The sequence below is a fragment of the Pseudidiomarina sp. genome (genome assembly GCF_048268165.1).
GTDB lineage: Bacteria > Pseudomonadota > Gammaproteobacteria > Enterobacterales > Alteromonadaceae > Pseudidiomarina.
In genome coordinates this window covers 265,746-290,385 of sequence record NZ_JBLWWA010000002.1, presented here as the reverse complement: position 1 = coordinate 290,385, position 24,640 = coordinate 265,746, and the positions used below count along the sequence as shown (strand labels likewise).

General features: G+C 49.4%; 26 protein-coding genes. 17 read left to right on the top strand and 9 right to left on the bottom strand.

Features of this window, described 5'->3' with window-relative positions; all coding sequences use genetic code 11:
• Positions 1–3 precede the first annotated feature (3 nt).
• Both ACN0UY_RS08075 and ubiA read left to right on the top strand, forming a co-directional pair.
• Entirely contained in the window at positions 4–609 is a 606-nt protein-coding gene (locus ACN0UY_RS08075; RefSeq protein ID WP_417666170.1) for a chorismate--pyruvate lyase family protein, read from the top strand.
• Entirely contained in the window at positions 606–1,469 is an 864-nt protein-coding gene (gene ubiA, locus ACN0UY_RS08070; protein ID WP_417666169.1) for a 4-hydroxybenzoate octaprenyltransferase, read from the top strand. Before ACN0UY_RS08075 ends, ubiA begins: the two co-directional genes overlap by 4 nt.
• A gap of 12 nt (positions 1,470–1,481) precedes the next feature.
• Here the strand turns inward: ubiA and plsB are convergent, their stop codons facing one another.
• Positions 1,482–3,929 carry a glycerol-3-phosphate 1-O-acyltransferase PlsB gene (gene plsB, locus ACN0UY_RS08065; RefSeq protein ID WP_417666168.1) on the bottom strand — a complete coding sequence of 816 codons (2,448 nt, stop codon included), beginning with the start codon at positions 3,927–3,929 and terminating at the stop codon, positions 1,482–1,484.
• Between the two features lie 146 nt (positions 3,930–4,075).
• Between plsB and lexA the strand changes: the two genes are divergently transcribed.
• From lexA to ACN0UY_RS08035, 6 genes are all read left to right on the top strand, one after another.
• Positions 4,076–4,696 carry a transcriptional repressor LexA gene (lexA, locus tag ACN0UY_RS08060; protein ID WP_128352273.1) on the top strand — a complete coding sequence of 207 codons (621 nt, stop codon included), beginning with the start codon at positions 4,076–4,078 and terminating at the stop codon, positions 4,694–4,696.
• Positions 4,693–5,106, top strand: coding sequence for an SOS-response cell division inhibitor (locus ACN0UY_RS08055; RefSeq protein ID WP_417666167.1), 414 nt, complete (start codon positions 4,693–4,695; stop codon positions 5,104–5,106). The genes lexA and ACN0UY_RS08055 overlap by 4 nt, the downstream gene beginning before the upstream one ends.
• A 303-nt stretch (positions 5,107–5,409) precedes the next feature.
• On the top strand, positions 5,410–6,525 hold the full coding sequence (gene coxB / locus ACN0UY_RS08050) for a cytochrome c oxidase subunit II (protein WP_417666217.1): 1,116 nt from the start codon (positions 5,410–5,412) through the stop codon (positions 6,523–6,525).
• 12 nt (positions 6,526–6,537) lie between these two features.
• Positions 6,538–8,124, top strand: coding sequence for a cytochrome c oxidase subunit I (gene ctaD, locus ACN0UY_RS08045; RefSeq protein WP_417666166.1), 1,587 nt, complete (start codon positions 6,538–6,540; stop codon positions 8,122–8,124).
• Positions 8,125–8,126: 2 nt separating this feature from the next.
• On the top strand, positions 8,127–8,720 hold the full coding sequence (locus ACN0UY_RS08040) for a cytochrome c oxidase assembly protein (RefSeq protein WP_128352277.1): 594 nt from the start codon (positions 8,127–8,129) through the stop codon (positions 8,718–8,720).
• A gap of 11 nt (positions 8,721–8,731) precedes the next feature.
• Positions 8,732–9,613 carry a cytochrome c oxidase subunit 3 gene (locus tag ACN0UY_RS08035; protein ID WP_417666165.1) on the top strand — a complete coding sequence of 294 codons (882 nt, stop codon included), beginning with the start codon at positions 8,732–8,734 and terminating at the stop codon, positions 9,611–9,613.
• Positions 9,614–9,653: 40 nt separating this feature from the next.
• Here ACN0UY_RS08035 and ACN0UY_RS08030 read toward each other — a convergent pair whose 3' ends face one another.
• Positions 9,654–9,869, bottom strand: coding sequence for a DUF2909 domain-containing protein (locus tag ACN0UY_RS08030; RefSeq protein ID WP_417659437.1), 216 nt, complete (start codon positions 9,867–9,869; stop codon positions 9,654–9,656).
• Positions 9,870–9,907: 38 nt separating this feature from the next.
• Here ACN0UY_RS08030 and ACN0UY_RS08025 point away from each other — a divergent pair, with 38 nt between their 5' ends.
• The 5 genes from ACN0UY_RS08025 to ACN0UY_RS08005 all read left to right on the top strand — a co-directional run bounded on the left by ACN0UY_RS08025 (position 9,908) and on the right by ACN0UY_RS08005 (position 13,793).
• Positions 9,908–10,633, top strand: coding sequence for an SURF1 family protein (locus tag ACN0UY_RS08025; RefSeq protein ID WP_417666164.1), 726 nt, complete (start codon positions 9,908–9,910; stop codon positions 10,631–10,633).
• Positions 10,634–10,635: 2 nt separating this feature from the next.
• Positions 10,636–11,178 carry a hypothetical protein gene (locus tag ACN0UY_RS08020; protein WP_417666163.1) on the top strand — a complete coding sequence of 181 codons (543 nt, stop codon included), beginning with the start codon at positions 10,636–10,638 and terminating at the stop codon, positions 11,176–11,178.
• Positions 11,179–11,182: 4 nt separating this feature from the next.
• On the top strand, positions 11,183–12,157 hold the full coding sequence (locus ACN0UY_RS08015; RefSeq protein WP_417666162.1) for a COX15/CtaA family protein: 975 nt from the start codon (positions 11,183–11,185) through the stop codon (positions 12,155–12,157).
• Positions 12,158–12,225: 68 nt separating this feature from the next.
• Positions 12,226–13,149, top strand: a complete 924-nt coding sequence (gene cyoE / locus ACN0UY_RS08010; RefSeq protein ID WP_417666216.1) for a heme o synthase — start codon at positions 12,226–12,228, stop codon at positions 13,147–13,149.
• 20 nt (positions 13,150–13,169) lie between these two features.
• Positions 13,170–13,793, top strand: coding sequence for an SCO family protein (locus tag ACN0UY_RS08005; RefSeq protein ID WP_417666161.1), 624 nt, complete (start codon positions 13,170–13,172; stop codon positions 13,791–13,793).
• A 3-nt stretch (positions 13,794–13,796) separates the two neighbouring features.
• Here the strand turns inward: ACN0UY_RS08005 and ACN0UY_RS08000 are convergent, their stop codons facing one another.
• A complete protein-coding gene (locus ACN0UY_RS08000) occupies positions 13,797–14,846 on the bottom strand; it encodes a polysaccharide deacetylase family protein (protein ID WP_417666160.1) in 1,050 nt (349 codons plus the stop codon).
• Between ACN0UY_RS08000 and ACN0UY_RS07995 the strand changes: the two genes are divergently transcribed.
• Positions 14,836–16,197 (top strand): MATE family efflux transporter, encoded by a 1,362-nt coding sequence (locus ACN0UY_RS07995; protein WP_417666159.1) that lies wholly within the window; start codon positions 14,836–14,838, stop codon positions 16,195–16,197. The two genes, ACN0UY_RS08000 and ACN0UY_RS07995, sit on opposite strands and share 11 nt — an antisense overlap.
• On the opposite strand, the gene ACN0UY_RS07990 is transcribed toward ACN0UY_RS07995, so the two are convergent.
• Together ACN0UY_RS07990 and nfuA are read right to left on the bottom strand one after the other, a co-directional pair.
• The gene (locus ACN0UY_RS07990) at positions 16,163–17,563 is read right to left on the bottom strand and encodes a DUF4397 domain-containing protein (RefSeq protein ID WP_417666158.1); all 1,401 of its coding nucleotides are present in this window, start codon (positions 17,561–17,563) and stop codon (positions 16,163–16,165) included. The two genes, ACN0UY_RS07995 and ACN0UY_RS07990, sit on opposite strands and share 35 nt — an antisense overlap.
• A gap of 100 nt (positions 17,564–17,663) precedes the next feature.
• Entirely contained in the window at positions 17,664–18,242 is a 579-nt protein-coding gene (nfuA, locus tag ACN0UY_RS07985) for a Fe-S biogenesis protein NfuA (protein ID WP_417666157.1), read from the bottom strand.
• 151 nt (positions 18,243–18,393) lie between these two features.
• Here nfuA and ACN0UY_RS07980 point away from each other — a divergent pair, with 151 nt between their 5' ends.
• On the top strand, positions 18,394–21,018 hold the full coding sequence (locus tag ACN0UY_RS07980) for a M14 family zinc carboxypeptidase (protein ID WP_417666156.1): 2,625 nt from the start codon (positions 18,394–18,396) through the stop codon (positions 21,016–21,018).
• On the opposite strand, the gene ACN0UY_RS07975 is transcribed toward ACN0UY_RS07980, so the two are convergent.
• Complete coding sequence (locus ACN0UY_RS07975; protein ID WP_417666155.1) at positions 21,015–21,686, bottom strand: ComF family protein; 672 nt, start codon at positions 21,684–21,686, stop codon at positions 21,015–21,017. The two genes, ACN0UY_RS07980 and ACN0UY_RS07975, sit on opposite strands and share 4 nt — an antisense overlap.
• A gap of 34 nt (positions 21,687–21,720) precedes the next feature.
• Between ACN0UY_RS07975 and bioH the strand changes: the two genes are divergently transcribed.
• On the top strand, positions 21,721–22,503 hold the full coding sequence (bioH, locus tag ACN0UY_RS07970) for a pimeloyl-ACP methyl ester esterase BioH (RefSeq protein WP_417666154.1): 783 nt from the start codon (positions 21,721–21,723) through the stop codon (positions 22,501–22,503).
• Here bioH and mutM read toward each other — a convergent pair.
• Positions 22,500–23,315, bottom strand: a complete 816-nt coding sequence (gene mutM / locus ACN0UY_RS07965) for a bifunctional DNA-formamidopyrimidine glycosylase/DNA-(apurinic or apyrimidinic site) lyase (RefSeq protein ID WP_417666153.1) — start codon at positions 23,313–23,315, stop codon at positions 22,500–22,502. The genes bioH and mutM overlap by 4 nt on opposite strands.
• A gap of 44 nt (positions 23,316–23,359) precedes the next feature.
• On the opposite strand from mutM, the gene ACN0UY_RS07960 reads away from it, so the two are divergent.
• Complete coding sequence (locus tag ACN0UY_RS07960; protein ID WP_417666152.1) at positions 23,360–24,115, top strand: 2OG-Fe(II) oxygenase; 756 nt, start codon at positions 23,360–23,362, stop codon at positions 24,113–24,115.
• Positions 24,116–24,188: 73 nt separating this feature from the next.
• On the opposite strand, the gene rpmG is transcribed toward ACN0UY_RS07960, so the two are convergent.
• Entirely contained in the window at positions 24,189–24,344 is a 156-nt protein-coding gene (rpmG, locus tag ACN0UY_RS07955) for a 50S ribosomal protein L33 (protein WP_092857736.1), read from the bottom strand.
• Between the two features lie 11 nt (positions 24,345–24,355).
• Complete coding sequence (rpmB, locus tag ACN0UY_RS07950) at positions 24,356–24,592, bottom strand: 50S ribosomal protein L28 (protein WP_128352293.1); 237 nt, start codon at positions 24,590–24,592, stop codon at positions 24,356–24,358.
• Positions 24,593–24,640: the final 48 nt, after the last annotated feature.

The following is a 24,640-nucleotide window of genomic DNA, read 5'->3' as shown; positions in this document are numbered from 1 at the left end:
CTTATGCGCTTTCCTGAATTAGCGAACTTCGACTTTCCTATAGTCAGCCAAGGGCAGCAAGCCGATTGGCGGCTTGCCAATGTTGACAGCCTACCCGACAATTCGATTATTCGGAACTGGTTGCTTGACCCGGATTCACTCACAGCAAAACTCAAACGCCATTGCCAAACATTCAGCGTTGAGGTTCTGGGACAACATCCCGGCGTTATACGTCCCGATGAAGCTCGTTGGTTAGGCAACGTCAGCGAGGCAACCATTCGCGAAGTTATCTTATGTTGTGATGGCCAACCCTGGGTATTTGCGCGTAGTGTATTTCCACAAAGCGCGCTTGACGAACAGGCATTGAAATTGGGCCAATTGGGAAATCAACCGCTGGGGGCACACCTTTTTGCCCAACCTGATTTAACGCGCAGTGACATTGAAATTTCGGCCTTTACACCGCAGTCTCGTATTGGTCAGTTGCATCAGTGTTTGAATTATCCAACGCAAACGCTGTGGGGCCGTCGTAGCTGTTTTACTGCTGCGGGTCAGCGCGTACTGGTTGCTGAAGTGTTTATCGGCGACTCCGTGCCAGCACAACTTACACGCCTAAAGGAACAACAGCTATGATACGAGCAGGTCAATTTATTAGCGCTTGTTGGCGCTTAATGCGTGCTGATCGTCCTATCGGCAGCTTACTGCTTGGTTGGCCGACATTGGTCGCCTTGTTGGTAGCGGGTAACGGCAACCCGCCGCTGCGCACTGTGGTGTTGTTTATGCTCGGGGTTTTTGTGATGCGTTCAGCCGGCTGTGTGATTAACGACTATGCTGATCGCAACATTGACGGGCATGTGGCGCGCACTAAATTACGTCCCTTGGCGACGGGCGAACTGAAGCCTTGGCATGCGCTAGCACTATTTACCCTGTTGTTATTGCTGGCATTTATTATTGTGCTGCAGTTTAACCAAGCGACCATTTTATTAAGCTTCGCGGCCGCGGCTGTTGCCACTTTGTATCCGTTTAGTAAACGCTTCACGCAACTGCCACAGGTCATACTTGGAATAGCATTCAGTTTCGGTATTTTGATGCCCTTTACGGCGCTTGACCAAGGCTTGCCGCTGATTGCTTGGGTGCTTTTTTTCGCGAATATTGCCTGGACTGTGGCGTATGACACGGAGTACGCAATGGCTGATCGCGCGGATGATTTGAAAATTGGGGTGAAGTCCACCGCAATTTTGTTCGCAGGACACGACACCTTCGCCATTGCGGTGCTGCAGTTGGCGACGCTTGCACTGTTGGGTTGGCTTGGGTATTTGTTATTATTTAGCTGGCCCTATTGGGCAGGACTGGGCGTTATTGCGCTATTGTTCTTATGGCAGCACTACCTTATCTGGTACCGCGAACCACAGCGCTGTTTTCAAGCCTTTTTGCACAACAACAACGTAGGCTGGGTACTCACCCTTGCTGTTGCTGCGCATTATTGGTTTTAATAATGGCTTGGCTTAGCTCGCCGCACTCACGAGTTGCTGCACCGACTGCCTAATGGTCTGCAATACGGCCGGTTCCAGTAACAAATCAACAGCGTCGCTTAGTTCACCAACACGATGGTCTGCGACCATGTCACCTGAGTCCGATACGGTAAAGTAGCCTTCCGCTTTCAATGTGCCAATGAGCGTGCTGAGCACTTTCTTGTCAAAAAACTCCGGAGCATTTACGCCGTGAACCGCACTGAGGCGCTCCGCTAACTGCACCGAATTCTGCTCAAGTTCACTACGGGAAATCGGTTGTGCTTTTTGCAGTAACTCCAAAACAATTGCGTAACGCTGTGCCGTTTCACCGGCGCTTCGAGCTAATAAAACGAGCTGTGAATAGGCTTGTGAGTCGCGTTTAGCAACTATAAATTCGCCAGTTTCAAGCTCACTGAGCAAGCCACATTGCACATATTGTTCCAGCAACGCACTAACCCACAGTTTCATATCGGCCTGAGAATGACTGATAAATAATTCACTGCGCAACAACGGATGCAGCTGAGCCAGCAACTGGCTTGCCTGTTCACCGCTAAAGCGTTTATGCCCCAACGCAAAGGCCGCCAACAGCGCTGGCACAATAACCATGTGCATAATATTATTTCGGTAGTAGGTCATCGCTATCGCGTTAGTACCATCAAGGCGAATAAGCTCACCAATACCGTCTGACTCGACGATGAACTTGTCGTGTTTTTTCGCCAGTTGCCATAGTGCGTCGCCATCTTCCTCTGGCACATAAGCGTCTTTGCTGTACGGCACTTCGCCTAAAATCTGGGTGTAGAGGTTTAACTGGCTAACCAATTCTTCGCGTGTCAGCGCATGCTGCTCAGAACTCAAAATAGCTAGGGCTGTTAAATTCACGCTGTTTAATGCCGCTGAGTTATTGATTCGACACATAATTTCATCAGCCAATAAATTAACGGTTGGCGTTAACCATTTGGGCCGCTCCGGCTCTTCTGCACCAGTGGTAATTGCCTCACGCCAGTTAGGCTGTAGTTTCTCAAGTGCTTCGCCTAGGTTAATCGGCTCGCCAAAACTCACATAGCCTTGGCCAAAGTTACGCAAGTGACGCAAACTTCCTATCACCTTCCACACCGATTCTTTTTCTTTTGATTTGCCTTTAAGTTCTTTTAAGTATGTACCGACTTCCATGACATGTTCGTAGCCAAGGTAAACCGGAACCAGTGACATCGGCCGCTGCTGACCGCGCAACATTCCCTGAACGGTCATGGCAATCATACCGGTTTTGGGTGCCAACAAACGGCCCGTGCGGCTACGCCCACCTTCAGTAAAGTATTCCACCGGATAGCCTTTCTGGAATAGCCGGTTAAGGTATTCCCGGAACACCGTTGAGTAGAGTTTGTTGCCGCGAAAGCTGCGACGTATAAAGAATGCACCACCGCGTCGAAATAACGGGCCGGCCGGAAAAAAGTCCAAATTCACACCAGCTGCAATATGCGGTGGAACTAGGCCTTCTTTATAAATGACATAACTCAATAGCAGGTAGTCCATGTGCGAGCGGTGGCAAGGTACGTAAACAATTTCGTGACCTGCCTCAGCCAATTCGCGGATGCGCTCGCCGCCTTCCACATGAATACCGTTATAAATACGACTCCAACACCATGACATGAATCGATCGAGCAAACGAACCAAGGTATCGCTGTAACTCGCGGCAATTTCATGCAGATACTTTTCCGCTACTTTGCGTGCCTGTTGTTGCGTTATTTTCTTGCTGCGCGCTTCATCCGCAATGGCTTGTTGTAACGCTGGGGTGTCGAGCAAGTCTTGAATAACCACTGCACGCTCGGTCATTTTAGGTCCGGCAATTGCGTGCCTTAGCCGCACAAAATGCACCCGTGCAACGCGCGCTAATTTATGCGCAAGATCTTGCGTAGAGCCGCGCTGTTCAGCCATTTCTCGCAATTGCACTGGCAAGCTCGCTCGCAGCAAAATATGCCGTCCGGAGAACATTACCAGCCAAAATTTACGCCAACGACCGGGGTTATCAATATCAGACACCATGGTATGCCCTTGGCGAGGCTCTTGTCCGGGCTTACGCCCCCAAAATAAACCAATGGGCACAACTTTAATGTTCAACTGACTGTCTTTTTGATGCGCTGCAATCAGCTTTTCAAAGTCTGCGATGGCCCGTTGAGCTGAACTGTGATCCGTTTGATCAAGAAACATGACACGAGCGAGCTGCTGACCGTTTATAAACAGTTCATCCGTAGGGTCCGGCAAGCCGGCTTGCTTCAGCGCCCGCTGCGCCACCAACATGTCGGTAGTTGACGTAGAACGCATCACATAGACAACATTGTTGTCACCGACCACTTGCTGGGCGGTGTCATCCAAAATAATTTCGAAACGCGTTAACCAACGTACTGGCCAGTACATAATCGCGCGCCAAAAGCCTCTTAGACTCATCGAATATCCCCACTAATTACAGACGTATAAAGCATACCACTAATGATAAAAATTGTCTGACTGAAAAATTTTTGTACAAAAAAGTTGCGAAACCAAAACACCTGTATATACTCACAGTACCACTGTATAGATAAACAGGTATTCAGATGCGTCCATTAACACCGAGACAGCAAGAAATTTTGACCCTTATTAAAGATAATATCGATGCGACCGGCATGCCGCCTACCCGGGCTGAAATTGCCCAACGCTTAGGATTTAAGTCGGCAAATTCTGCCGAAGAGCATCTCAAAGCGCTCGCTAAAAAAGGTGTGATTGAAATGATGCCGGGCATGTCGCGTGGTCTCCGTTTAATCGGTGTAGACGTCGAAGAGCTGCCAGAAGGCCTTCCATTAATCGGGCGCGTTGCCGCTGGTGAGCCTATTTTGGCGCAGGAGCATATCGAAAGCCACTACCAAGTTGATCAGAATTTATTTAAACCACATGCCGACTTTTTACTTCGCGTAAACGGCATGAGTATGAAAGACATCGGGATTCTTGACGGCGACCTGCTTGCAGTACATAAGACACAAGAAGCACGTAATGGCCAAATAATTGTAGCGCGCGTTGAGGATGACGTAACCGTCAAACGTTTTGAGCGACGCGGCAACATCATTTTATTGCATCCGGAAAACGAAGAGTTTTCCCCCATTCAAGTCGATCTTACCCACCAGTACTTCACCATCGAAGGTTTGGCTGTTGGCGTCATTCGAAATGGAGCATGGTTATGAGAAACGAATTCACAAAACAATTTAACGACCTTGGTTTTGACGTATGGTCAGCCGTTCCAGCGCTGGAAACAACCACGAATAATTTGGACGATATATTGCCGCGGTTGCATGCTTTGTCATTACGGACAAACCAATGGATTACCGTAATTGGCGCGCGTCGTGATCTTATTGAACAGCTGGTCAGTGCGGGTATTAGCCGGTCACGCATTCGTTGGGTTCATGGCCGCAATCAAGATGAACGTGAATGGGCAACGGAGCAAGCTCTGTTAGCCGGAACCAGTAGCCTTGTATTAAGTTGGCTCGGTGAATTATCGCCGCGTATGCAACAACGTTTAAAAATGGCGAGCAAGGTTAGCCAAACGCACAGTTTCGTGTTTAATGATTTACCTTCACTCACCCCACTCCACTAAACCTGCTTGTGAAGGTTGTCAGTTAGGGCTGCAGTTGCAGCCCTTTTTTTATACTTAGATGTAAAAATTCTTCGAATAGGCGGTTTCTTTTTCACCAGAAAATGGTATTTTGAATGCGCATTAACTGCTAACACAATAAACAAAAATAAAATTTGATACATAACAACAAAGGGTTAGTGGGAAAAAGATTTTCATTTGAAAAGCTGTTCCTTTTTCTACTCACCTCGTTGTTCTTCAGGCTCGCACTTCGGTGTATTCGCGGCCAACCCGCGTCGGAAGAATGAGAGGAGATTTCGCGTGAGCATTAGACTCATCACTGCGCTAATAGCAAGTATTCCATTTGCTGCTAGTGCGCAATCGCAGTTGAACCTGACTCAAGGTGTTACCGAGATCAGTCAACGCGTTTACGACCTTCACATGACGATTTTTTATATTTGCTGTGTGATAGGTATTATCGTTTTCGGAATCATGTTTGTTTCCATGATTATCCACCGCAAGTCCAAAGGTCATAAGCCTGCTACGTTTCATGAAAACGTGAAGGTTGAAATACTTTGGACCGTTATCCCGTTCCTGATTTTGGTCGGTATGGCGATTCCAGCAACTAAGACGCTATTTGCCATGGAGGACGCGTCCGAAGCTGAAGTCACTGTTCTTGTTACCGGGTCACAATGGAAATGGCACTACAAGTACTTCGAGCACGACGTTGAGTTCTTTAGTCTGCTGGCCACACGCCAAGACCAAATTAACAACCGCCTCGAGAAAGGTGAAAACTACCTGCTTGAAGTTGACCGTCCATTGGTTATTCCAACTGATACTAAAGTTCGTTTTCTGGTCACATCAGATGATGTTATCCACTCGTGGTGGGTTCCTGATTTCGCCGTGAAAAAGGACGCGAACCCAGGCTTTATCAACGAAGCTTGGACCAAAGTTGATGAGCCAGGTATTTATCGCGGTCAATGTGCGGAGCTGTGTGGTAAAGACCACGGCTTTATGCCGGTCGTTGTTATCGCTAAAGAGCCTGCGGAATATCAAGCATGGATAAGCGAGCAAGAAGCGATTGCAAAACAAGCAGCAGCAGAAGAACAACGTTTGCTGTCTATGTCGATGAGCAAAGACGAGCTCATGGAGCTAGGCGAGCGCGTATATTTGGGTAGCTGTGCTGCATGTCACCAACCTAGCGGTGAAGGCATTCCGGGCGTATTCCCAAGTTTGAAAGGCACCAACATGGTCCTAAACGACAAAATGGGCCATATCAACATCGTTGTTAACGGTAAAGCAGGTACAGCCATGCAAGCATTTAGCAATCAGCTAAGTCTGCGTGAACTGGCGGCTGTTATTACCTATGAGCGTAACGCTTGGGGCAATGACACTGGCGACCTGATTCAGGCCGCTGATGTAAACGAATTTTTGAATCAGTAAGGGAGACCCGATATGAGCACAGTTGCTGGCGAGATGGATCATAACGATCATCACCACCACGCGCCATCGGGTATTACCCGTTGGTTTTTCACGACGAACCACAAGGACATCGGCTCGATGTACCTTTGGTTTAGTTTTATTATGTTTTTGGTTGGCGGTTCAATGGCAATGGTTATTCGTGCCGAGCTATTCCAACCTGGTTTGCAGTTGGTTGAGCCACATTTCTTCAACCAAATGACCACCGTTCACGGCCTCATTATGGTATTCGGTGCAGTTATGCCAGCTTTCACCGGCTTGGCGAACTGGATGGTACCGATGATGATTGGTGCACCAGATATGGCACTGCCGCGGATGAATAACTGGAGCTTCTGGATTCTGCCATTTGCGTTTGCAATCCTGCTGGCTTCATTGTTCATGGAAGGTGGCGGCCCAGCGTTCGGCTGGACCTTCTATGCTCCACTTTCAACCACCTACAGTAGTGATTCCACTGCACTGTTCGTGTTCTCGGTTCACATCATGGGTATTTCGTCGATTATGGGCGCAATTAACGTGATCGTGACCATTATGAACATGCGTGCACCTGGCATGACCTACATGAAGATGCCGCTGTTTGTGTGGACATGGTTTATCACAGCCTTCCTGTTAATCGCTGTAATGCCTGTATTAGCCGGTGCCGTAACCATGGTGCTCACGGATAAATACTTCGGCACCAGCTTCTTTGACGCGGCAGGTGGCGGTGACCCCGTATTGTTCCAGCATATTTTCTGGTTCTTCGGGCACCCCGAAGTGTACATCATGATTTTACCGTCCTTCGGAATCATCTCAGCGATTATTCCAGCGTTTTCCCGTAAACGACTGTTTGGTTATTCGTCGATGGTTTACGCCACGGCGGCCATTGCTGGCTTGAGCTTTATCGTTTGGGCGCACCACATGTTTACCACCGGTATGCCTGTGGCGGCAGAGATATTCTTTATGTATGCCACCATGCTGATTTCGGTGCCAACAGGGGTGAAAGTATTTAACTGGGTAGCCACCATGTGGCGCGGTTCAATTAGTTTTGAAACGCCCATGTTGTTTGCCTTGGCGTTCGTGATTTTGTTCACAATCGGCGGCTTCTCTGGGTTGATGCTTGCGATTACCCCGGTTGATTTCCAGTATCACGACACCTATTTTGTGGTTGCGCACTTCCACTACGTGCTCGTTACAGGTGCCATTTTCTCGATTATGGCAGCTGCGTACTATTGGCTACCGAAATGGACTGGCCACATGTATAACGAAACCTTGGCGAAATGGCACTTCTGGACCTCTTTGATCTCGGTCAACGTGTTGTTCTTCCCAATGCACTTTGCAGGCTTGGCAGGTATGCCACGCCGTATTCCGGACTACTCGTTACAGTTCGCAGATATTAACCAAATTGTTAGTATCGGTGGCTTCGCGTTCGGCTTATCGCAGCTCATCTTCTTGGCGGTTGTGATTAAGTGTGTACGCGGTGGCGAAAAAGCACCGGCGAAGCCATGGGAAGGTGCAGAAGGGTTGGAGTGGACTGTACCGTCACCGGCACCGTACCACACTTTCGAAACACCGCCTGAGGTGAAATAGAAATGACTGATAATAATCCGACTCCTAACCCGCGCCCAGACAACGCGCGGGTCATTCGTCGCCTACTGTTTGTTGTTGTAGGCATGTTTGGTTTCGGGTTCGCATTGGTGCCATTGTACGAAGTGTTTTGCGACATTACCGGGTTTAACGGCCGCACAAAAAATGAACAAGCGGCCGTTAACACACGCCAGGTCGATACTTCGCGCACCATCAATGTACAGTTTATTACCCGGGTCAATACAGGTATGCCGTGGGGGTTCAAGCCGGAAGTAACATCCGTGCGAGTTCATCCAGGCGAAACGAAAGTCGTTAACTTTTTGGCGAATAATCCAACTGGTCAAAACATGGTGGCGCAAACTGTGCCTTCAGTCGCGCCAGGTGAAGCCGGTTTGTATTTGAATAAAACCGAATGTTTTTGCTTTAACCAGCAGCCCCTGGCAGCCGGTGCCAAAACAAAAATGCCAATGCAGTTTTACTTAGACCCGGATATTCCTAAACATATACATACGTTGACTTTGTCATACACGATGTACGATATGACAGCCAATGCTCAACCTGATGTTCTCGCAACCTTTGAAGCAACATCAGCAGACTGAGGATTAGTTTTATGGCACAACAACACGAAAAATATTACGTACCTGCTTCAAGTCCGTGGCCGATAATTGGAGCTATTGCCTTAGGCTTAATCGCTTTTGGTGCAGGCCACACAGTAATCGACATGAAGAACGAAGCCACCGACGGCTGGGGTGTCAATGTACTCCTGGGCGGCATTGCTGTGCTTCTGGTGATGTTATTTGGTTGGTTCCGCGACCAGATAAACGAATCGATGGCCGGCATGTATAGCAATCAATTGGGGCATTCGTACCGTCAGGGTATGAGCTGGTTCATCTTTTCAGAGATCATGTTCTTTGCGGCATTCTTTGGAGCTTTGTTCTACGCCCGTGTTATTGCGGTTGAATGGCTCGGCGGCGCTGGCAACAACGCGATGACCAACGAGGTGTTATGGCCGGCTTTTGAAGCCCATTGGCCGCTCACGCAAACGCCAGGTGGCACAGAGTCTGGTGCAATGGGCTGGATGGGTTTACCGCTTTACAACACAATTATCCTGATTGTTTCAAGCGTTACCTGTCATTTCGCACATGTTGGTTTAGAAAAAAATAACCGTAAACAGCTAACTATTTGGCTGGCTATTACCATTATTTTAGGCTGTACCTTCTTATACCTTCAGGTTGCGGAGTACATTCACGCCTATGAAGAGCTAGGGCTAACGCTCGACTCGGGTATTTACGGGAATACGTTCTACCTGCTTACCGGATTTCACGGTATGCACGTAACACTTGGCACCTTGATGTTAATCATCATGTTCCTGCGTGTTATCAAAGGTCACTTCACCCCAGAAAAGCATTTTGCCTTCCAAGCAACAAGCTGGTATTGGCACTTTGTTGATGTAGTTTGGGTGTGTTTGTTTATCTTCGTTTATATTCTATAAAGCAGTCGCGGCCGTATTGAGGTTCCAGATTACGAGAACATCAATACGGTCGCGGATTTGGTGTCAATACCCCAGATGCCAGTAGTATCACGATCACCACAATGGCTATAGCGGAAAACAACACCCGCTGCCCCAAGTATTTGGTCATGGAAGGTTTGGTCGGGTCGTCGCGGAGCATGGCAAATAATGCTCGGAACAAGTTTACGACCATAAATAACATGAGTAGTACCAATATGATTTTTGCAGTAATAACCATCACAGATTCCTATCGAAATGTTTCGTACGGAGCTCGACATGCGTAAAGGCAAACTCCTTGCTACGCTGCTCACTGTGCTGGCAATTGCAATTTTGGTCAAGCTTGGATTTTGGCAACTTGATCGTGCCAACGAAAAAGAACAACTGTTTGCGGATTACGCCAATCGCTCTACCCCAACACTTTCGTTAAACACGCATCGCGCACCTGCAACCGCGATACCGCGTTTTGCGGAAGTTTCGGTGCAAGGCGAGCTGCTTGAAAATTACCTATTGCTCGACAATCAAATCATGGATGGCCAACCCGGCTACCATGTGATCGGCTTGCTTGAAGCGAATTTAGCCGACGCCAGGCAACATATTATTATGATTAATATGGGCTGGGTACCCTGGGGCGAAACGCGGCAACAACGCCCAGAACTGCAGTTACCCGCTGGAAAAGTAACCATAAACGGTTACTTTTATGAACCCAACATCAGTAAAATCTGGGGTATGGGCGATACCTTGGTGGAAAGCGACCAATGGCCGGTACGCGTGCAACAACTTGATGCCGACGCAATTCGGGCAGCAACACAACTTCCCATTCAACCCTATGTGGTGCTACTCTCAGAATCTGCTGAACTGGGTTGGCCGCGCCAATGGCAACCGCAAGTTATGAAACCAACCAAGCACCGTGCTTACGCATTCCAATGGTTTTCTCTCGCCATCGCCTGCTTGTTGGTTTTCTGGTTTGCCAGCCGTTCCAAAAAAATAAAAACAGAGGAATGACCATGACCACTATCAAAAAATCGCGCGTTACCCTTGTTGGTGTTGTACTCGCGTTTTTAATTCCTGTCATCGGCGCTAAATTAGTGCTGGATCAAAATTGGTACCAAGGTGCAGCAACCAACAAGGGCACCATGATGGTGCCACCGGTTGAACTGCGTCAGCTTAGCAACAGCTTACCGGAAGGGTGGCGCGTCGCGTTACGTGATGACGGCAATTGCGATCAAGCATGCGTGCAAGGCTTGTATGCCATCAATCAGCTTGATATTGCCTTGGGTAAAGAAACCGACCGCGTCAGTCCTATTTTAATTAGCGCCAACGGTACCCAACTCGACTTGAATCAAGTGCCATTGGTTAAGCATGTGCAAGACCTCGCGCTGGCTCAAGCCGTTGCAGATATTCCGGCACATCACTTATTCATTATTGATCCACTCGGTAACGTCGTTCTTTATTATCCAACATATGAAAATGAAGAAGCGATGCGCGCAGAAGCGAAGAATCTACTTTCTGACCTGCGCACTTTGTTAAAGCTTTCTAAGATAGGTTAGTCGCATGCGCACATTCGTTAAATTAACTGTTGTTTTAGCTTTTGTGGTGATTGTTCTAGGTGCATATACGCGCCTAACTGACGCGGGTTTAGGCTGCCCAGATTGGCCGGGCTGCTACGGCGAATTGACCGTGCCAAAAGACTCCAACAAGGCCGCAGCGTTATTCCCTGATGCTCCGTTGGAATCCCAGAAGGCCTGGAATGAAATGATTCACCGCTATGCGGCAGGCACACTGGGCTTGTTCATTTTAGCCCTTACTGTATGGGCGTTTATTCGCAAACGTAAACACCCCGAACAACCGGTATTATTGCCTGTTGCGCTGCTGTGTTTGGTGACCTTCCAGGCGGCCCTGGGTATGTGGACCGTAACCATGAATCTGCAACCCTTAATCGTTATGGGGCACTTACTGGGCGGCTTTACGACGATATCGCTACTGTACTTGTTATCACTTCGGCTCAAGCGCGTACACATGCCGCTTGGCGATGCTAAGATGAGAACGCTGTCGGGCTTTGCGCTGTTTGCTTTACTGGTCGTGATTGGACAAATTGCCTTAGGTGGCTGGGTTGCTGCCAATTATGCGGCAATGGCCTGTACCGACTTGCCATTTTGCGAAGGCAATTGGAGCGAGCGCCTCGACATAGCGGGCGCATTCTCGGTACCTGAAGCAAACACCTATCAATATGGCGCTCACGACTACGCTGAACGCATGACCATGCACGTCGCGCATCGATTTGGCGCATATTTCACCGCTATTGTGGTGGGTTTGTTACTCTGGTTTGGTTTTAGACGCACACAAACCAGCGTAATTCGCAGCAGTTTGAACTGGGTTGCATTATTTTTAGTTATTCAACTGGTGTTAGGCTTCAGCAATGTAATTTTCATGCTGCCGCTTGGCGTTGCAGTGGCGCACAATGCTGTAGGTGCACTTTTGTTACTTAGTTTAGTTGGGTTAAATTACAAGATCGCCCGCAACGCGTGATGACGTATCAACGCGTGAAGTACATAATGACAACGGCGAGGTAAATTCGAATGTCAGAACAAGCTCAAATGTCAGGCGCCGATAAGGCGCTTGCTGAAACCTATAAAAAACATGCCAGCTGGCGTGACTACTTAACCCTGACCAAACCCAATGTGGTGCTCCTGTTATTACTGACCGCATTGGTTGGAATGTGCCTCGCCACGCCTACTTGGGTACCGTGGCAAATCATGGTTCCAGGCCTTATTGGTATTGGTTTAATGTCAGGCTCAGCTGCTGCTGTTAACCATCTGGTTGATCGCCACATTGACGCACGCATGGCTCGTACGCTGCGCCGCCCCTTGCCGTCGGGCGCCTTGTCGCCTAAGCGCGTACTCACCTTTGCTGCTGTTATCGGTGCGTTAGGGTTCGCGGTTTTGGCTATTTGGGTGAATATGCTTACCGCTTGGCTAACGTTTGCCAGCTTGATCGGTTACGCCATGGTTTACACCATGTATTTAAAACGTGCCACCCCACAAAACATTGTGATTGGCGGCTTAGCTGGTGCTGCGCCACCGCTGCTTGGTTGGACCGCTGTAACCAACGAAATCCACCCATTTGCAATTTTGTTGGTCATGATTGTGTTCACCTGGACACCCCCTCATTTCTGGGCGCTTGCCGTTCACCGCGCGAAAGATTATGCAAAAGCCGAGATTCCAATGCTACCGGTAACACATGGCATCGAGTTCACAAAAACCTGTATTTTGCTGTATACGGTGCTGCTCGGTATTATTTGTTTGCTGCCCTACATTGTTGGCATGTCCGGCGTTATCTATTTAGTCGGCTCGAGTATTTCGAGTATTTGGTTTTTAGTTTATGCTTGGAAGCTGAAGTTCGCCCCAACCAAACACACTGCGTTTAATATGTTCAAATTTTCAATCTGGCAGTTATTCGCGCTGTTTATTTTGTTGCTTGCAGATCACTACTTAGTCTCACCCGCATTGGTCGGGTTATAGTCACAGAAGGGAGTTCTACAATGCAAAAGCTACTTGTTAGCATCGTCGCGCTCATTGCTTTGGTATTTGGTGTTGTTATCTACAACAACCTACCAAAGCCGGAGCCGCAAGCGCTGGTGTACGACCCGCCGCGCACCTTGGAGTCATTCACGCTACAAAGCTCGCTTGGCAACGACGTGACCATTAGCAATTTACAGGGGCAGTGGACACTGTTGTTTACCGGCTACACCTTTTGCCCGGACATCTGTCCCACCACCATGGCGAATCTACGTAAAGCCATGCCCGACCTGCAGAAACAAGCTGAGCATCCGGTAAACGTTTGGATGATTTCAGTAGACCCACAGCGCGATACAGTTGAACGGGTGACCGACTACGCGAGCTTTTTTGGTCCTGAATTTGTAGGCGTGCGTGCCGAGCATCCGCAGCTGTATCCGTTCGTAAATGGTTTAGGCTTGATGTACTCAATCCCTGACGAAGGCGCTACTGATTACCTCGTGAACCACAGTGCAGCGATTGTTTTAGTGAATCCTGATGGGCAGCGCCAAGCTATTTTCAAAGCCGAGCACGTGATGGGTGAAATTCCTTCGGTAAACATGACGCAATTGATCACCGACTTCGCAATCATTGCGTCACAATTTGATTAACGATTAGTCCGGCCAGCGTCCGCGTTCATCAGCGCGGATAAACGGGTGCGAATACCAATAAAAACGGCCTGCTTGCGATTTACTCGGCACCGTGCAATTTACCCGTGACCGCCCAATCGGCAACGGCTGCTCAAGTTGAACCGTAAAGGTATTCCCGTCCCACTCAGGTTGCAACACTTGGCCGCCTGCAAAACAGTTCATTTGGCCTGGGTTAAAGTCGTCGGTTGTTGCAACGCTAACCGTGAAGCTCGGGGTGAGTTGCCCTTCAGAAACTAACATTTCCTGTGGTTTATAGTCAGTTATCGGTAAGCCTAAACTCTTCATTTTTGTGCCCAGCGTTTCTAATTTCGCATACTGAGCCGACGCTGGAAATCGCGGAATTGCGGTGGCCGGGCTGTGCGAAGTCCACGGTCCGGAGTGCTGACCAAATGCTATAAAGCCATGCTGTTGCAACAAGGCCTGCAATGCCACATCGTATTCACCGTATGGATAAGCAAGGTGGCGGGGCTGCTCGCCGAGGTTTTCGTCAATCTCGCGCTGGGCATCAAGCACATCAGCAACCACCCGCTCACGCCACTGTTGTTCCGTTTCGTCTTCATAACGCCAGGTCATGTGCCAGTGACTATTGGTATGGTTCGCAATCTGCGCACCATGTTTCTGCAGTTCGCGCAATTGTTCCCAACCCATATATTGGCTCGAGGCTTCTCGCATAAGTTTTGGGTTCACAAAAATGGTGAAGGGATACTGGTATTCTTTGAAAATCGCCAACCCTTCGCGGTAAACATTGCGCCAGCCATCATCGAAGGTTATTGCCGCGGTGTATTCCGGTAACGACTCGCCAGCGTCAAATCGGCGTTGAATTTCACCAACGGATAGTACCGTAAAGTCGTTCTCTTTTAACCACGCGAAGTGCGCCTCGAGCTCTTCGGCTGTCACTGAAGTCACCCGCGGTGTATCATCCCCAATGTGGTGGTATTGCAACACAGCAACACTGCCCGGTGCAGCCCACGACACACAGCTCATTAACCCAAGAACAATAAGCATGAAACGCATAAACAAACTCCCGTTCAATTTTGGCAAGCGCGCTGATCATCGCACTATTTTTGCGATTGCTTTGCCCATGATCATATCAAATATTGCCGCACCTTTATTGGGTTTAGTGGATACCGCAATTATTGGGCATTTACCTCAGTCGATTTATCTCAGTGCTGTCGCGCTTGGTGCCATGATTGTCAGTTTTATTTATCTACTCGCCATCTTCTTACGCATGACAACCACAGCCGAGATCGCGCATGCGTTTGGCGCTAAAAATAATGCCGCGGCGCAGCAAGTGGTGGTGCATGGCATGGTACTGGCGGTAGGCATCGGACTTTTTCTGTTGCTGGTTACACCGTGGATTATTGATTTTTCATGGTGGATCATAAATCCCAGCGCCGACCTGCAGCACTATGCTTCACAATACATTGGTATCAGGCTCTGGGCGGCACCTGCAGCATTGATAAACTTACTGGTACTTGGCACCTTGCTTGGCCGTCAGCAAAGTCGCGCGGCAATGGCCTTGGTGATATTTACCAATGCCGTGAATGTTATTGCTGACGTTGTTTTAATTTTAGGATTAGGGATGAATGTTGCTGGTGCCGCATGGGCATCAGTGCTGGCCGAAGTGTCGACTGCGTTGCTTGGGCTTTGGTTGATTCGTGATGTGTTACCCGCACCCCACCTTTGGCGCATTACACCCAGTTATCTAAAACGCTTTGCGGCAATGAACCGCGATGTGTTTATCCGCTCACTGTTGCTACAGCTTTGCATGGCAACAATGACCGGTTATGCTGCGCGCTTCGGCACCGTCGTGGTGGCTGCCAATGCCGTACTGATGCAGTTTTTATTGCTTATTTCCCTGGGCTTGGACGGCATTGCCTATGCAGTAGAGGCTCTGCTGGGGGCCGCACGCGGGCGAAAAGACACCGCCAAAATTCGCTACTGGATGCGCCTCACCTTGTTCTGGTCGATGCTGTTCGCACTGGTTTATAGCCTGATATTTTTTGTACTCGGCGATTGGATAATTCGCATGCTGACCGATTTACCCGACGTGATTTCAGTTGCGCAGCGTTACTTGCCCTGGTTAATCGTATTACCTCTGCTAGGGCACTGGAGTTACTATTACGACGGCGTATTTATTGGTTTGGGCCTCACACATGCCATGCGCAATACCATGGCGGTAAGTGCCATGGGCGTGTTTCTGCCGGTGTGGTTACTCAGCCAATGGTGGCTTCCAAATGAAAACGCCAACCACGGTTTGTGGTTGGCGTTAAGCTTATTTCTATTGGCCCGTGGTTGCAGCCAATGGGTTTACTTACGTCAGCGCGGGCTTACATTGCTGGTGCAAGATCGTCCATCAGAATAAGTTGTGGCGGTAAGCCGCCGCCAGTAGCGTCTACCGCAACAGCAGTGTAAACGCCAGCGCCTTCTAAGGTCAGTTCAATTGGGCCGATTGCAGCAGTTTGTGTACCTGCCGCCGTAACGGTCACAAAGTAGGTGCCAGGCACCAATGAAACATAACCGGTTGATACTAACGCAGCGGCGTCAAAAGGCACGTCGGCAAATGCTGGCGTTGCGTCGCTAATGTCGCTGGTTGCTGTTACATAAATATCTACTGGACCCGCACTTGGCGATGCATGCACCAATTGCACTTGGGCTTCAGTGGCAATGCGACGCGCATCGTCTTCTACCACAGCAAGGGTCAGCGAGCCGTCACTTAAAGCACCTACAGCATAAACACTAACGCGTTGGCTTTCGGCCAATGTTAAGGCAGCATCATCGATAACCACCGGGTCACCGCCCGCAGCAGCAACATCAACCAAATAGTCATCGCCCGGCAAGTTGATAAAGTCGGTGAATTCCAAAAAGGCCAAATCTGCTACTGCTGGCGTTGCAGCGTTATTGACGGTTATATCTACCGCAGGCGCGTCGGCGCTGGCATGAATAATACGTAACTCACCGCCGGCATCTGCTGAAGCCAAGATTTGCGCACCTTCACCGTCCGCCACTTGCAACATAATTGGCGATGGGCCAGTGCCAGTATTGGTTACTGCCGCAATAACAAGGTCTTCGCCTTCCGCAAACTCAGCAGAACCACTGTCGAATACCACCGCACTCGGATCTCCAGCCGCAGTAACGCGCACTTGATATGCACCAGCAGGTACATCAAGTTGCGCCGTGTAGTCGGTGAATTCTAGTGTGGCCGCGGGTTGTTCTGTCGTTAAGTCTGCGCCTACCGCAGTCAAATAAACATCAACAGCAGGAGCGCTCGGTGCAGCGTGAACAACTTGCAGTCGGAAGTTTCCTGCCGCAATATCACTGACAGGATTTTCAATAATTAACGGGGCTATCGATTCGTCGGCAACAGCACCTACCGCGAAGATTTCATAGCGTGTATCTGCGGCGAAAGCTAAATCAGCTGGCCCAATGACCGTGGCTACGCTCTCGTCTGGCAGAATGCCATCTACTTGAATGCTATAGCTACCTTCATCAAGTTCCAGTACGCCTGAAGAGGCACCAAAAGGGACAGCTTCGAGGGTTGCCGTACCATCTACCAGTACATTCACGTCAGGCGCATCTGCTACGGAATGATGAACGCGTACAAAAGTAGATGCTGGTGTAACCGGGGGTGTCGCGGTATTATTGTCTTCAGTAGAGTTATTACTGCTACCGCAAGCAGAGACGAAAATCGCTGCCGACAGAGCTAAACCAAGTTTAGTGATCCCATTCATAATATGTTCCTCATTGTGTGTATTCGCAAATCACACTACGAAAGAATATTTAGGATGGGATCACTTCCCCGATCTATACAAGGTTAAATTTTACACAGCTTTAATAGTACGAATGTTCGCCAGCTTGGTGCTCCGTAACGTCTCGAACGCCACTTAGCTCACCCGGGAATCGTTGTACAAGTTCTTTTTCAATGCCTTCTTTTAGCGTCACATCTACCATACTGCAGCCATTACAGCCGCCACCGAATTGCAACACGGCAATACCGTCTTCAGTAATGTGGTTCACAGAAACCTTACCGCCGTGGTTAGCCAACTGCGGGTTAATGTCCGCTTGAATAACGTATTCAACACGCTCAATTAGGGGCGCATCGTCAGCCACTTTTCGAGCTTTTGCGTTAGGTGCCTTCAGCGTGAGCTGCGAACCGAGATCTTGCTCTTCAAAGTCAATCGCAGCATCTATCAAGAATGGCGCGCTGCCAGAGTCGACCACCGCATCAAACCCGCTAAATGGCAGTACTTCATCGTCCGGCTCAATCGCGTCGGGCGGACAATATGAAACACCACATTCGGCCGACGGCGTACCCGGGTTCACCACGAACACGCGAATATTTGTGTTATCCGGTTGTTCGGCAAGCAACTTGCGAAAATGTGCTTGCGCACTTTCTGTAATACGAATCATGGGTTAACCACCTCACTGCTATACCTGAGTAATTTAGTAAGGTATATCTTATCGCAAATTTCACGCATTGCATAGTAATCAGCTTGGGCATTGTAGCTAAGTTTGCTAGCGTGGCAGCACTTAGTTTGGCTATGCAACACAGGAAAACGTCATGGTTCGTATTATATCGATTGCCCTATTTTGGTTAATCACTTCAGCAGCGGCGCAAGCCACCACGCTAGAAGACTATTTACCAAAAGATGTGACTTATAATCCAGATATTCCAACACCGAAAGAAGTACTTGGCTACGAAGTCGGTGAATGGCATGTGCGCCCAGAACAGTTAGCGCAGTACATGGAAATTTTGGCGGAAAAGTCTGACCGCTTTACACTAGAGCGTACCGGTTACACGCATGAGCGTCGTCCGTTGTTGCTAGCAACGGTTACCACGCCAGAGAATCATAAAAATATAGATAGCCTGCTCGACCAACATCTTGCGCTTGCTGATCCAAACCGCAAAGGTGACCCTGAGAACGCACCTTTAGTGCTTTATATGGGCTACAGCATTCACGGCGACGAACCGAGCGGCAGTAATTCTGCGCTGTTGTATGCCTATTACTTAGCGGCTGCCGAAGGTGACAAAATTGAACAGGTATTACGTGATTCAATCATCTTACTTGATCCGAGCTATAACCCGGACGGTTTAGCGCGATTTGCCCAGTGGGCGAATCAGCACAAGAGCCAAAACCTTGTTGCCGATACCCAGCATCGCGAACATGTGCAGCCAATGCCACGCGGTCGTGTTAACCATTACTGGTTCGACTTAAACCGTGACTGGTTGTTATTGCAACATCCTGAGTCACGCGCACGCATCGCGAACTTCCAAAAATGGAAGCCGAACGTTTTAACTGACTTCCATGAGATGGGTACTGATAGTACGTTTTTCTTTCAGCCTGGTATTCCATCACGGAAAAACCCGAACACCCCTGAAGAAAACGTTAAGCTAACCCAAACCTTGGCTGAAGGCCATGCTGCGGCATTGGATGAACAAGGCCGTTTGTATTTTACCGAAGAAGCCTTTGATGACTTTTACGTTGGTAAAGGGTCAACCTATCCAGATGTGCAAGGTGCCATCGGCATCTTGTTTGAACAAGCGTCTAGCCGTGGTCACGCGCAAGACTCAATTAACGGTCTGGTTGAATTCCCTTTCACCATTCAAAACCAGTTCACCACATCACTGACCAGTATGTACGGTGCGCACGCTAACAAACGCTGGTTCTTAGACTACCAGCAGCGTTTTTATGACAACGCATTGGCTGCCGCGAAAAAAGCTGGCTTTAAAGGTTATGTGGTGAGTGACCCTACTGACCCTGCGCGTGTTCAAGAGATGCTAAACATTCTTGCCCAACACGGCATTAAGAGTTACGCGTTAGAAGACTCCGTAAAGCTCGATGGCGTTACCTACCCTGCCAACGAAAGCTATTACGTACCGCTTGAGCAAGAGCAGTATGTTTTGATTCGCGCTATCTTTATGGACCAACAGAGCTTCAAGGATAACACCTTCTATGATGTCTCCGCGTGGACATTCCCGCATGCCTTCAACGTTAACTTTGCCAAGTTCGACGGTTGGAGTATCGATACCGCGAGCGAAGCTTGGCAGGCACCACAACCGAAGCAAATCAGCTTCGCTAAAGACGCCTATGCCTATGCGTTCGAATGGCACAATTACTTTTCGCCACGTACGTTAAACCGCCTACTACAAGCTGGCATTCACGTGCGCCAAGCAAATCAGGAGTTCACGGCGAAAACGACGAATGGCGAGTACAAATTTAGCCCTGGCACCGTGGTTGTAACGCGCGCTTATCAAGATCATGATTGGGCCGACGTGCAGGCGAAATTGTCTGAAATTGCCAACGTCAATCAGGTTGACGTGCACGCGATTACCTCAGGCCTTACCCCAAGCGGTATGGACTTAGGCAGCCGCAACTTGTCACCGGTTGAGCCAGTCAATGTCATGATGCTGGTTGGTACTGATGCCAATATGTACGAAGCCGGTGAAGCTTGGTACTACCTTGACCGCCATGTTGGTGTTCCAGTGTCTATGGTCGATACAGACCGTTTGAACTCAGCTGATTTGTCACGATATACGCACATTATTATGGTTGATGGCCGGTATTCAAAACTGAATAAACACAGTGCCGAACACCTGCGCAATTGGGTTAACCAAGGCGGCGTAATTATTGGTCAGCAAGGCGGCTCAAAGTGGCTGAGCAAAAACGATATTTTGGGCGCCAAGTTTGTTGAAGACGAAACGTTCCGTGAAGCCTTCGAGAAAGAAGAACTCACGTATGGCGACATGGATGATTTTTACGGTCAACGTCGTTTAGCTGGCGCAATTTTCGAGTTACAGCTGGATACCTCGCATCCGCTAACCTTCGGCTACCCGCGCGCAACGCTGCCAGTATTTAAAGACAGCGTGAATGCTATGGTAGTACCCGAGCAGCCGTTCGTAACTGTTGCGACCTACAGCGAAAAAGAACCGTTGCTTGCCGGCTTTACTGCCGCAGCGAACCGCGAAGTATTGGCCGACAAAGCGGCAATTATTGCGCATCGCCAAGGTCGTGGGCGGGTTATCGCGTTTACCGACGACATGAACTTCCGCGCGTTTTTCTGGGGCAGTGCCAAGCTTCTTAGTAATGCGATTTTCTTAGCGCAAGAAGTTCGTCCAACAATGAGCGATGAAGAAAACGTGGAAGCCGCAGCTGCCGAAGCAGCTGAGGCCGCTCACGCACATTAATCGCTAATCACCGGTTGGTGCGGCTCGGCATACGCCAGCGTCCACGCATCAACCGCTCGTGCCCCACGGCGCAACAAGGCATCTGCAGCAGCAGATATTGATGCGCCCGTGGTCAGCACATCATCAATAATCGCTAACTTCAAACCACTAACATCACGGCTGCAATGCATGCTGCGGTGCATATTTTGCCAGCGCTGCCCTGCTGCCGCATGGTGTTGCGCCCCGTCGTCATCCCGAATACGACGCAATAAGCCAGTCGCTACCGGCAGTTGTACCAACTCAGCCACCTGATGGGTTAACAAACCAGCTTGGTTATAACCACGCTGGCACCAGCGTTTATAGGTCATCGGCATTGCCACCAACATATCTGGCCAAGCGTCATCACGCTCGCGGTAGCAGTGGTGCACTTGCGCCGCCAAAAATGGCGCCAGGATACCAGCCAGTTCTGGGCAACGTTGAAATTTAAAGCGGTGGATAAGGTGTTGTATGTCGGCTTGCCAGCGGAACGCCGCAAACCAATAGCGCCCTTGTGCCCGATCGGGACGTTGACAGCGCCAGCGCAAACACGAAGGTGGTAACCGCGGTAAATCATGTAAACACACGTGGCAGAGCCCACTTGATTCAGCGATTCGTAATGATTGATCACATAGCCAGCAATACCCTAACATAGACGCATCCTTTCGCAGTGATAGAGAATCTAAAATGGTAGCTTCGGTTTGGCGTGCCGTCAGGGGCACAGGGACGGATATTGTTGTACTCCATGGCTGGGGCTTGAATGCTAATATCTGGACCCCAGTCATTACGCCATTAGCGCAACTTGGTACCTTGCACCGACTAGATTTGCCGGGCTATGGCGAGTCGCCGTGGCCGGATAATCACCCACTTGACTTCAATAGCCTGTGTGAATTCACTCTGGCAGCCTTACCTGAGCGCTGCCACTTGATTGGCTGGTCGTTAGGTGGGTTGGTCGCAACTGAGTTGGCACTGCGCCACCCTGAGCGCTTTCATAGCCTAACAACGGTTGCGTCATCGCCATTTTTTCCCGCGCAAGCAGACTGGCCTGGCATTGAACCACATGTACTCAACACCTTTGCCAAGCAGCTCAGCAAAGACTTTAAGCGCACGGTTGAACGGTTTTTGGCGCTACAGTCGCTGGGCTCGCCGCACGCGCGCGACGACGTAAAACAGATTAAAGAATGGTTGTTTGCCAAGCCGATGGCTTCCGTTGAGGTATTGGATGCAGGGTTGGATATGCTGGCTACGGTTGACTTGCGGGAACGTTTAGCGGGGCTTGAAGTGCCGCTGTTACGCATTTACGGGAAGTTGGATGCACTCGTGCCAACAACAGTCGCCGAGAAAGTCAGCGCGATTTTGCCGTCAAGCATCGCGCACATCGCACCCAAATGCAGTCATGCTCCCTTTATCAGCGACCCGCAAGGCTTTATCGCAGCCATCACACCCTTTTTGCGCCAGCACATGCCTTAGCGTTGGCAACTGGGGCAATAGACCGTGCTACGTTGCCCCAGCCGTATTTCTTTCAAACGCCCTGAGCATTGCATGCACAACTTGCCGCCACGGCCGTAAACCATCAGCTCTTGTTTAAAATAGCCCGGCTGACCGTCCGCTTGGGTGAAGTCTTGCAAGGTGGTGCCGCCTTGCTCAATCGCTTTGGCGAGCGTGGCCTTAATAATGGGCACCAATTGCTCATACCGGCGCTGACTTATCTTCCCAGCCGCACGTTTTGGATGAATACCGGCCTTGAACAGCGCTTCATTGGCATAGATGTTACCCACCCCAACCACCACATGGTTATCCATAATAAAGGTCTTAATGGCTTGCTGACGCCCTCGTGACGCTTTGAACAAATAGGCTTCGTTAAACGCATCGGTTAGCGGTTCCGGTCCCAGCGCGCGCAATAGCGGATGGTTCTCGCTTGGGTGCTCTTTCGAAAACAACCAGCAGCCAAATCGGCGCGGATCGTTAAAACGCAAGCACTTACCTGATTCAAGCACCAAATCGATATGGTCATGTTTTACGGTAGGTGTGTTGGCTGGAACCACGCGCAGTGCGCCTGACATACCAAGGTGAATAATCAAATGCCCCGCCGAAGTATGCACAATTAAATATTTGGCGCGCCGTTCCACCTTGGTAATTAACGCGCCAACAACGCTATCAATCTCTTCAGGCACAGGCCAACGCAAGCGCCGGTCACGCACAATAATTTGGGCTATTTTTTGCTGCTGCAGGTGCGGTGCTATACCACGGCAACTGACTTCTACTTCTGGTAACTCAGGCATAAAATTTCACTCATTGGTTACGGCTTGCGTGAACGAATAATTGTATGAAAATTAGTGCACGCACACTACTTGTGTTTCACTGTAGCCTCATCTATATTCGCGCCACTTCGCACGAATTTGGCTTTTGGGGTGAAATACAGGCAATGCAGACAGCTCCATCGACGCTTGATCATACAGTTTTTAAAACCTCGGCGATCGACTTTGCGCAACTCGCTGAACGCGGCTATGTGGTCGTTTCAAACTTTCTCGCACCGCACTACTGCCAACTGCTCTTCAACTATGCCCAAAACTTGGCGGCCACCGACTGGCAACAGGCGGGAATTGGGCGTGCTGATCAATACACCACGAATACGGCGGTGCGCCAAGATAAGATCCGTTGGTTGCAGCGAGATTTTGCGCCTGAGCGTGCCTACCTTGATATGATGGACGGCTTGCGAGTACAAGTGAATCGCGAATTGTTTATGGGGCTATTCGATTATGAATGCCATCTTGCCCACTATCCGCCCGGCGCTTTTTATCGGAAGCACCTCGATGCCTTTAAAGGGCGCAGCAATCGCATTCTTACCACAGTATTTTATTTAAACCCACACTGGCAGGAAGCCGACGGCGGTCAACTTGTCATGTACGACGAGCGCGGGCGGGTGTTAGAAACTATTTTACCGGAAGCTGGCAAGCTGGTTATTTTTCTTAGCGATGTATTCATGCATGAAGTGCTGGCAGGTAATCGCGATCGGTTTAGCATTACCGGATGGTACCGTCATAACACCAGTATTAACGGCGTGATTGATCCTACGCGCTAACTATTTGAAATAATTCAGTGCTACAGATACAAAAAAACCCAGCCAGGCTGGGTTTTTTGTGCTCAGAAGAAGCTTACTTAATTTTAGCTTCTTTGAAAACCACGTGCTTACGAACCACTGGATCGTATTTTTTGATTTCCATTTTTTCTGGCATGTTGCGCTTGTTCTTATCGGTAGTGTAGAAGTAACCAGTACCGGCAGAAGAAACTAGACGAATCTTATCACGCATGGTTCAGCTCCTTACACTTTTTCGCCACGAGCGCGCAAATCTGCGAGCACCGCGTCGATACCATTTTTATCAACAATACGCATACCTTTAGTAGAGATACGCAACTTAACCCAACGCTTTTCTGATTCTACCCAGAAGCGGTGAGATTGCAGGTTCGGCAGGAAACGACGCTTGGTCGCATTGCGCGCGTGTGAACGGTTGTTTCCGCTAACCGGACGCTTTCCTGTAACTTGACATACTTGTGACATCGTTTATTTACTCCAAAATTGCTTCAAGCTCGCCTGTCGCCCATCGCG

What these genes read in the sequence shown, in the direction of transcription:
- ACN0UY_RS08075 (WP_417666170.1), top strand. Translation starts at nt 4, where the DNA reads ATGCGCTTTCCTGAATTAGCGAACTTCGACTTTCCTATAGTCAGCCAA.
- ubiA (WP_417666169.1), top strand. Translation starts at nt 606, where the DNA reads ATGATACGAGCAGGTCAATTTATTAGCGCTTGTTGGCGCTTAATGCGT.
- plsB (WP_417666168.1), bottom strand. Translation starts at nt 3,929, where the DNA reads ATGAGTCTAAGAGGCTTTTGGCGCGCGATTATGTACTGGCCAGTACGT.
- lexA (WP_128352273.1), top strand. Translation starts at nt 4,076, where the DNA reads ATGCGTCCATTAACACCGAGACAGCAAGAAATTTTGACCCTTATTAAA.
- ACN0UY_RS08055 (WP_417666167.1), top strand. Translation starts at nt 4,693, where the DNA reads ATGAGAAACGAATTCACAAAACAATTTAACGACCTTGGTTTTGACGTA.
- ctaD (WP_417666166.1), top strand. Translation starts at nt 6,538, where the DNA reads ATGAGCACAGTTGCTGGCGAGATGGATCATAACGATCATCACCACCAC.
- ACN0UY_RS08040 (WP_128352277.1), top strand. Translation starts at nt 8,127, where the DNA reads ATGACTGATAATAATCCGACTCCTAACCCGCGCCCAGACAACGCGCGG.
- ACN0UY_RS08035 (WP_417666165.1), top strand. Translation starts at nt 8,732, where the DNA reads ATGGCACAACAACACGAAAAATATTACGTACCTGCTTCAAGTCCGTGG.
- ACN0UY_RS08030 (WP_417659437.1), bottom strand. Translation starts at nt 9,869, where the DNA reads ATGGTTATTACTGCAAAAATCATATTGGTACTACTCATGTTATTTATG.
- ACN0UY_RS08025 (WP_417666164.1), top strand. Translation starts at nt 9,908, where the DNA reads ATGCGTAAAGGCAAACTCCTTGCTACGCTGCTCACTGTGCTGGCAATT.
- ACN0UY_RS08020 (WP_417666163.1), top strand. Translation starts at nt 10,636, where the DNA reads ATGACCACTATCAAAAAATCGCGCGTTACCCTTGTTGGTGTTGTACTC.
- ACN0UY_RS08015 (WP_417666162.1), top strand. Translation starts at nt 11,183, where the DNA reads ATGCGCACATTCGTTAAATTAACTGTTGTTTTAGCTTTTGTGGTGATT.
- cyoE (WP_417666216.1), top strand. Translation starts at nt 12,226, where the DNA reads ATGTCAGGCGCCGATAAGGCGCTTGCTGAAACCTATAAAAAACATGCC.
- ACN0UY_RS08005 (WP_417666161.1), top strand. Translation starts at nt 13,170, where the DNA reads ATGCAAAAGCTACTTGTTAGCATCGTCGCGCTCATTGCTTTGGTATTT.
- ACN0UY_RS07995 (WP_417666159.1), top strand. Translation starts at nt 14,836, where the DNA reads ATGAAACGCATAAACAAACTCCCGTTCAATTTTGGCAAGCGCGCTGAT.
- ACN0UY_RS08000 (WP_417666160.1), bottom strand. Translation starts at nt 14,846, where the DNA reads ATGCGTTTCATGCTTATTGTTCTTGGGTTAATGAGCTGTGTGTCGTGG.
- ACN0UY_RS07990 (WP_417666158.1), bottom strand. Translation starts at nt 17,563, where the DNA reads ATGAATGGGATCACTAAACTTGGTTTAGCTCTGTCGGCAGCGATTTTC.
- nfuA (WP_417666157.1), bottom strand. Translation starts at nt 18,242, where the DNA reads ATGATTCGTATTACAGAAAGTGCGCAAGCACATTTTCGCAAGTTGCTT.
- ACN0UY_RS07980 (WP_417666156.1), top strand. Translation starts at nt 18,394, where the DNA reads ATGGTTCGTATTATATCGATTGCCCTATTTTGGTTAATCACTTCAGCA.
- ACN0UY_RS07975 (WP_417666155.1), bottom strand. Translation starts at nt 21,686, where the DNA reads ATGTTAGGGTATTGCTGGCTATGTGATCAATCATTACGAATCGCTGAA.
- bioH (WP_417666154.1), top strand. Translation starts at nt 21,721, where the DNA reads ATGGTAGCTTCGGTTTGGCGTGCCGTCAGGGGCACAGGGACGGATATT.
- mutM (WP_417666153.1), bottom strand. Translation starts at nt 23,315, where the DNA reads ATGCCTGAGTTACCAGAAGTAGAAGTCAGTTGCCGTGGTATAGCACCG.
- ACN0UY_RS07960 (WP_417666152.1), top strand. Translation starts at nt 23,360, where the DNA reads ATGAAAATTAGTGCACGCACACTACTTGTGTTTCACTGTAGCCTCATC.
- rpmG (WP_092857736.1), bottom strand. Translation starts at nt 24,344, where the DNA reads ATGCGTGATAAGATTCGTCTAGTTTCTTCTGCCGGTACTGGTTACTTC.
- rpmB (WP_128352293.1), bottom strand. Translation starts at nt 24,592, where the DNA reads ATGTCACAAGTATGTCAAGTTACAGGAAAGCGTCCGGTTAGCGGAAAC.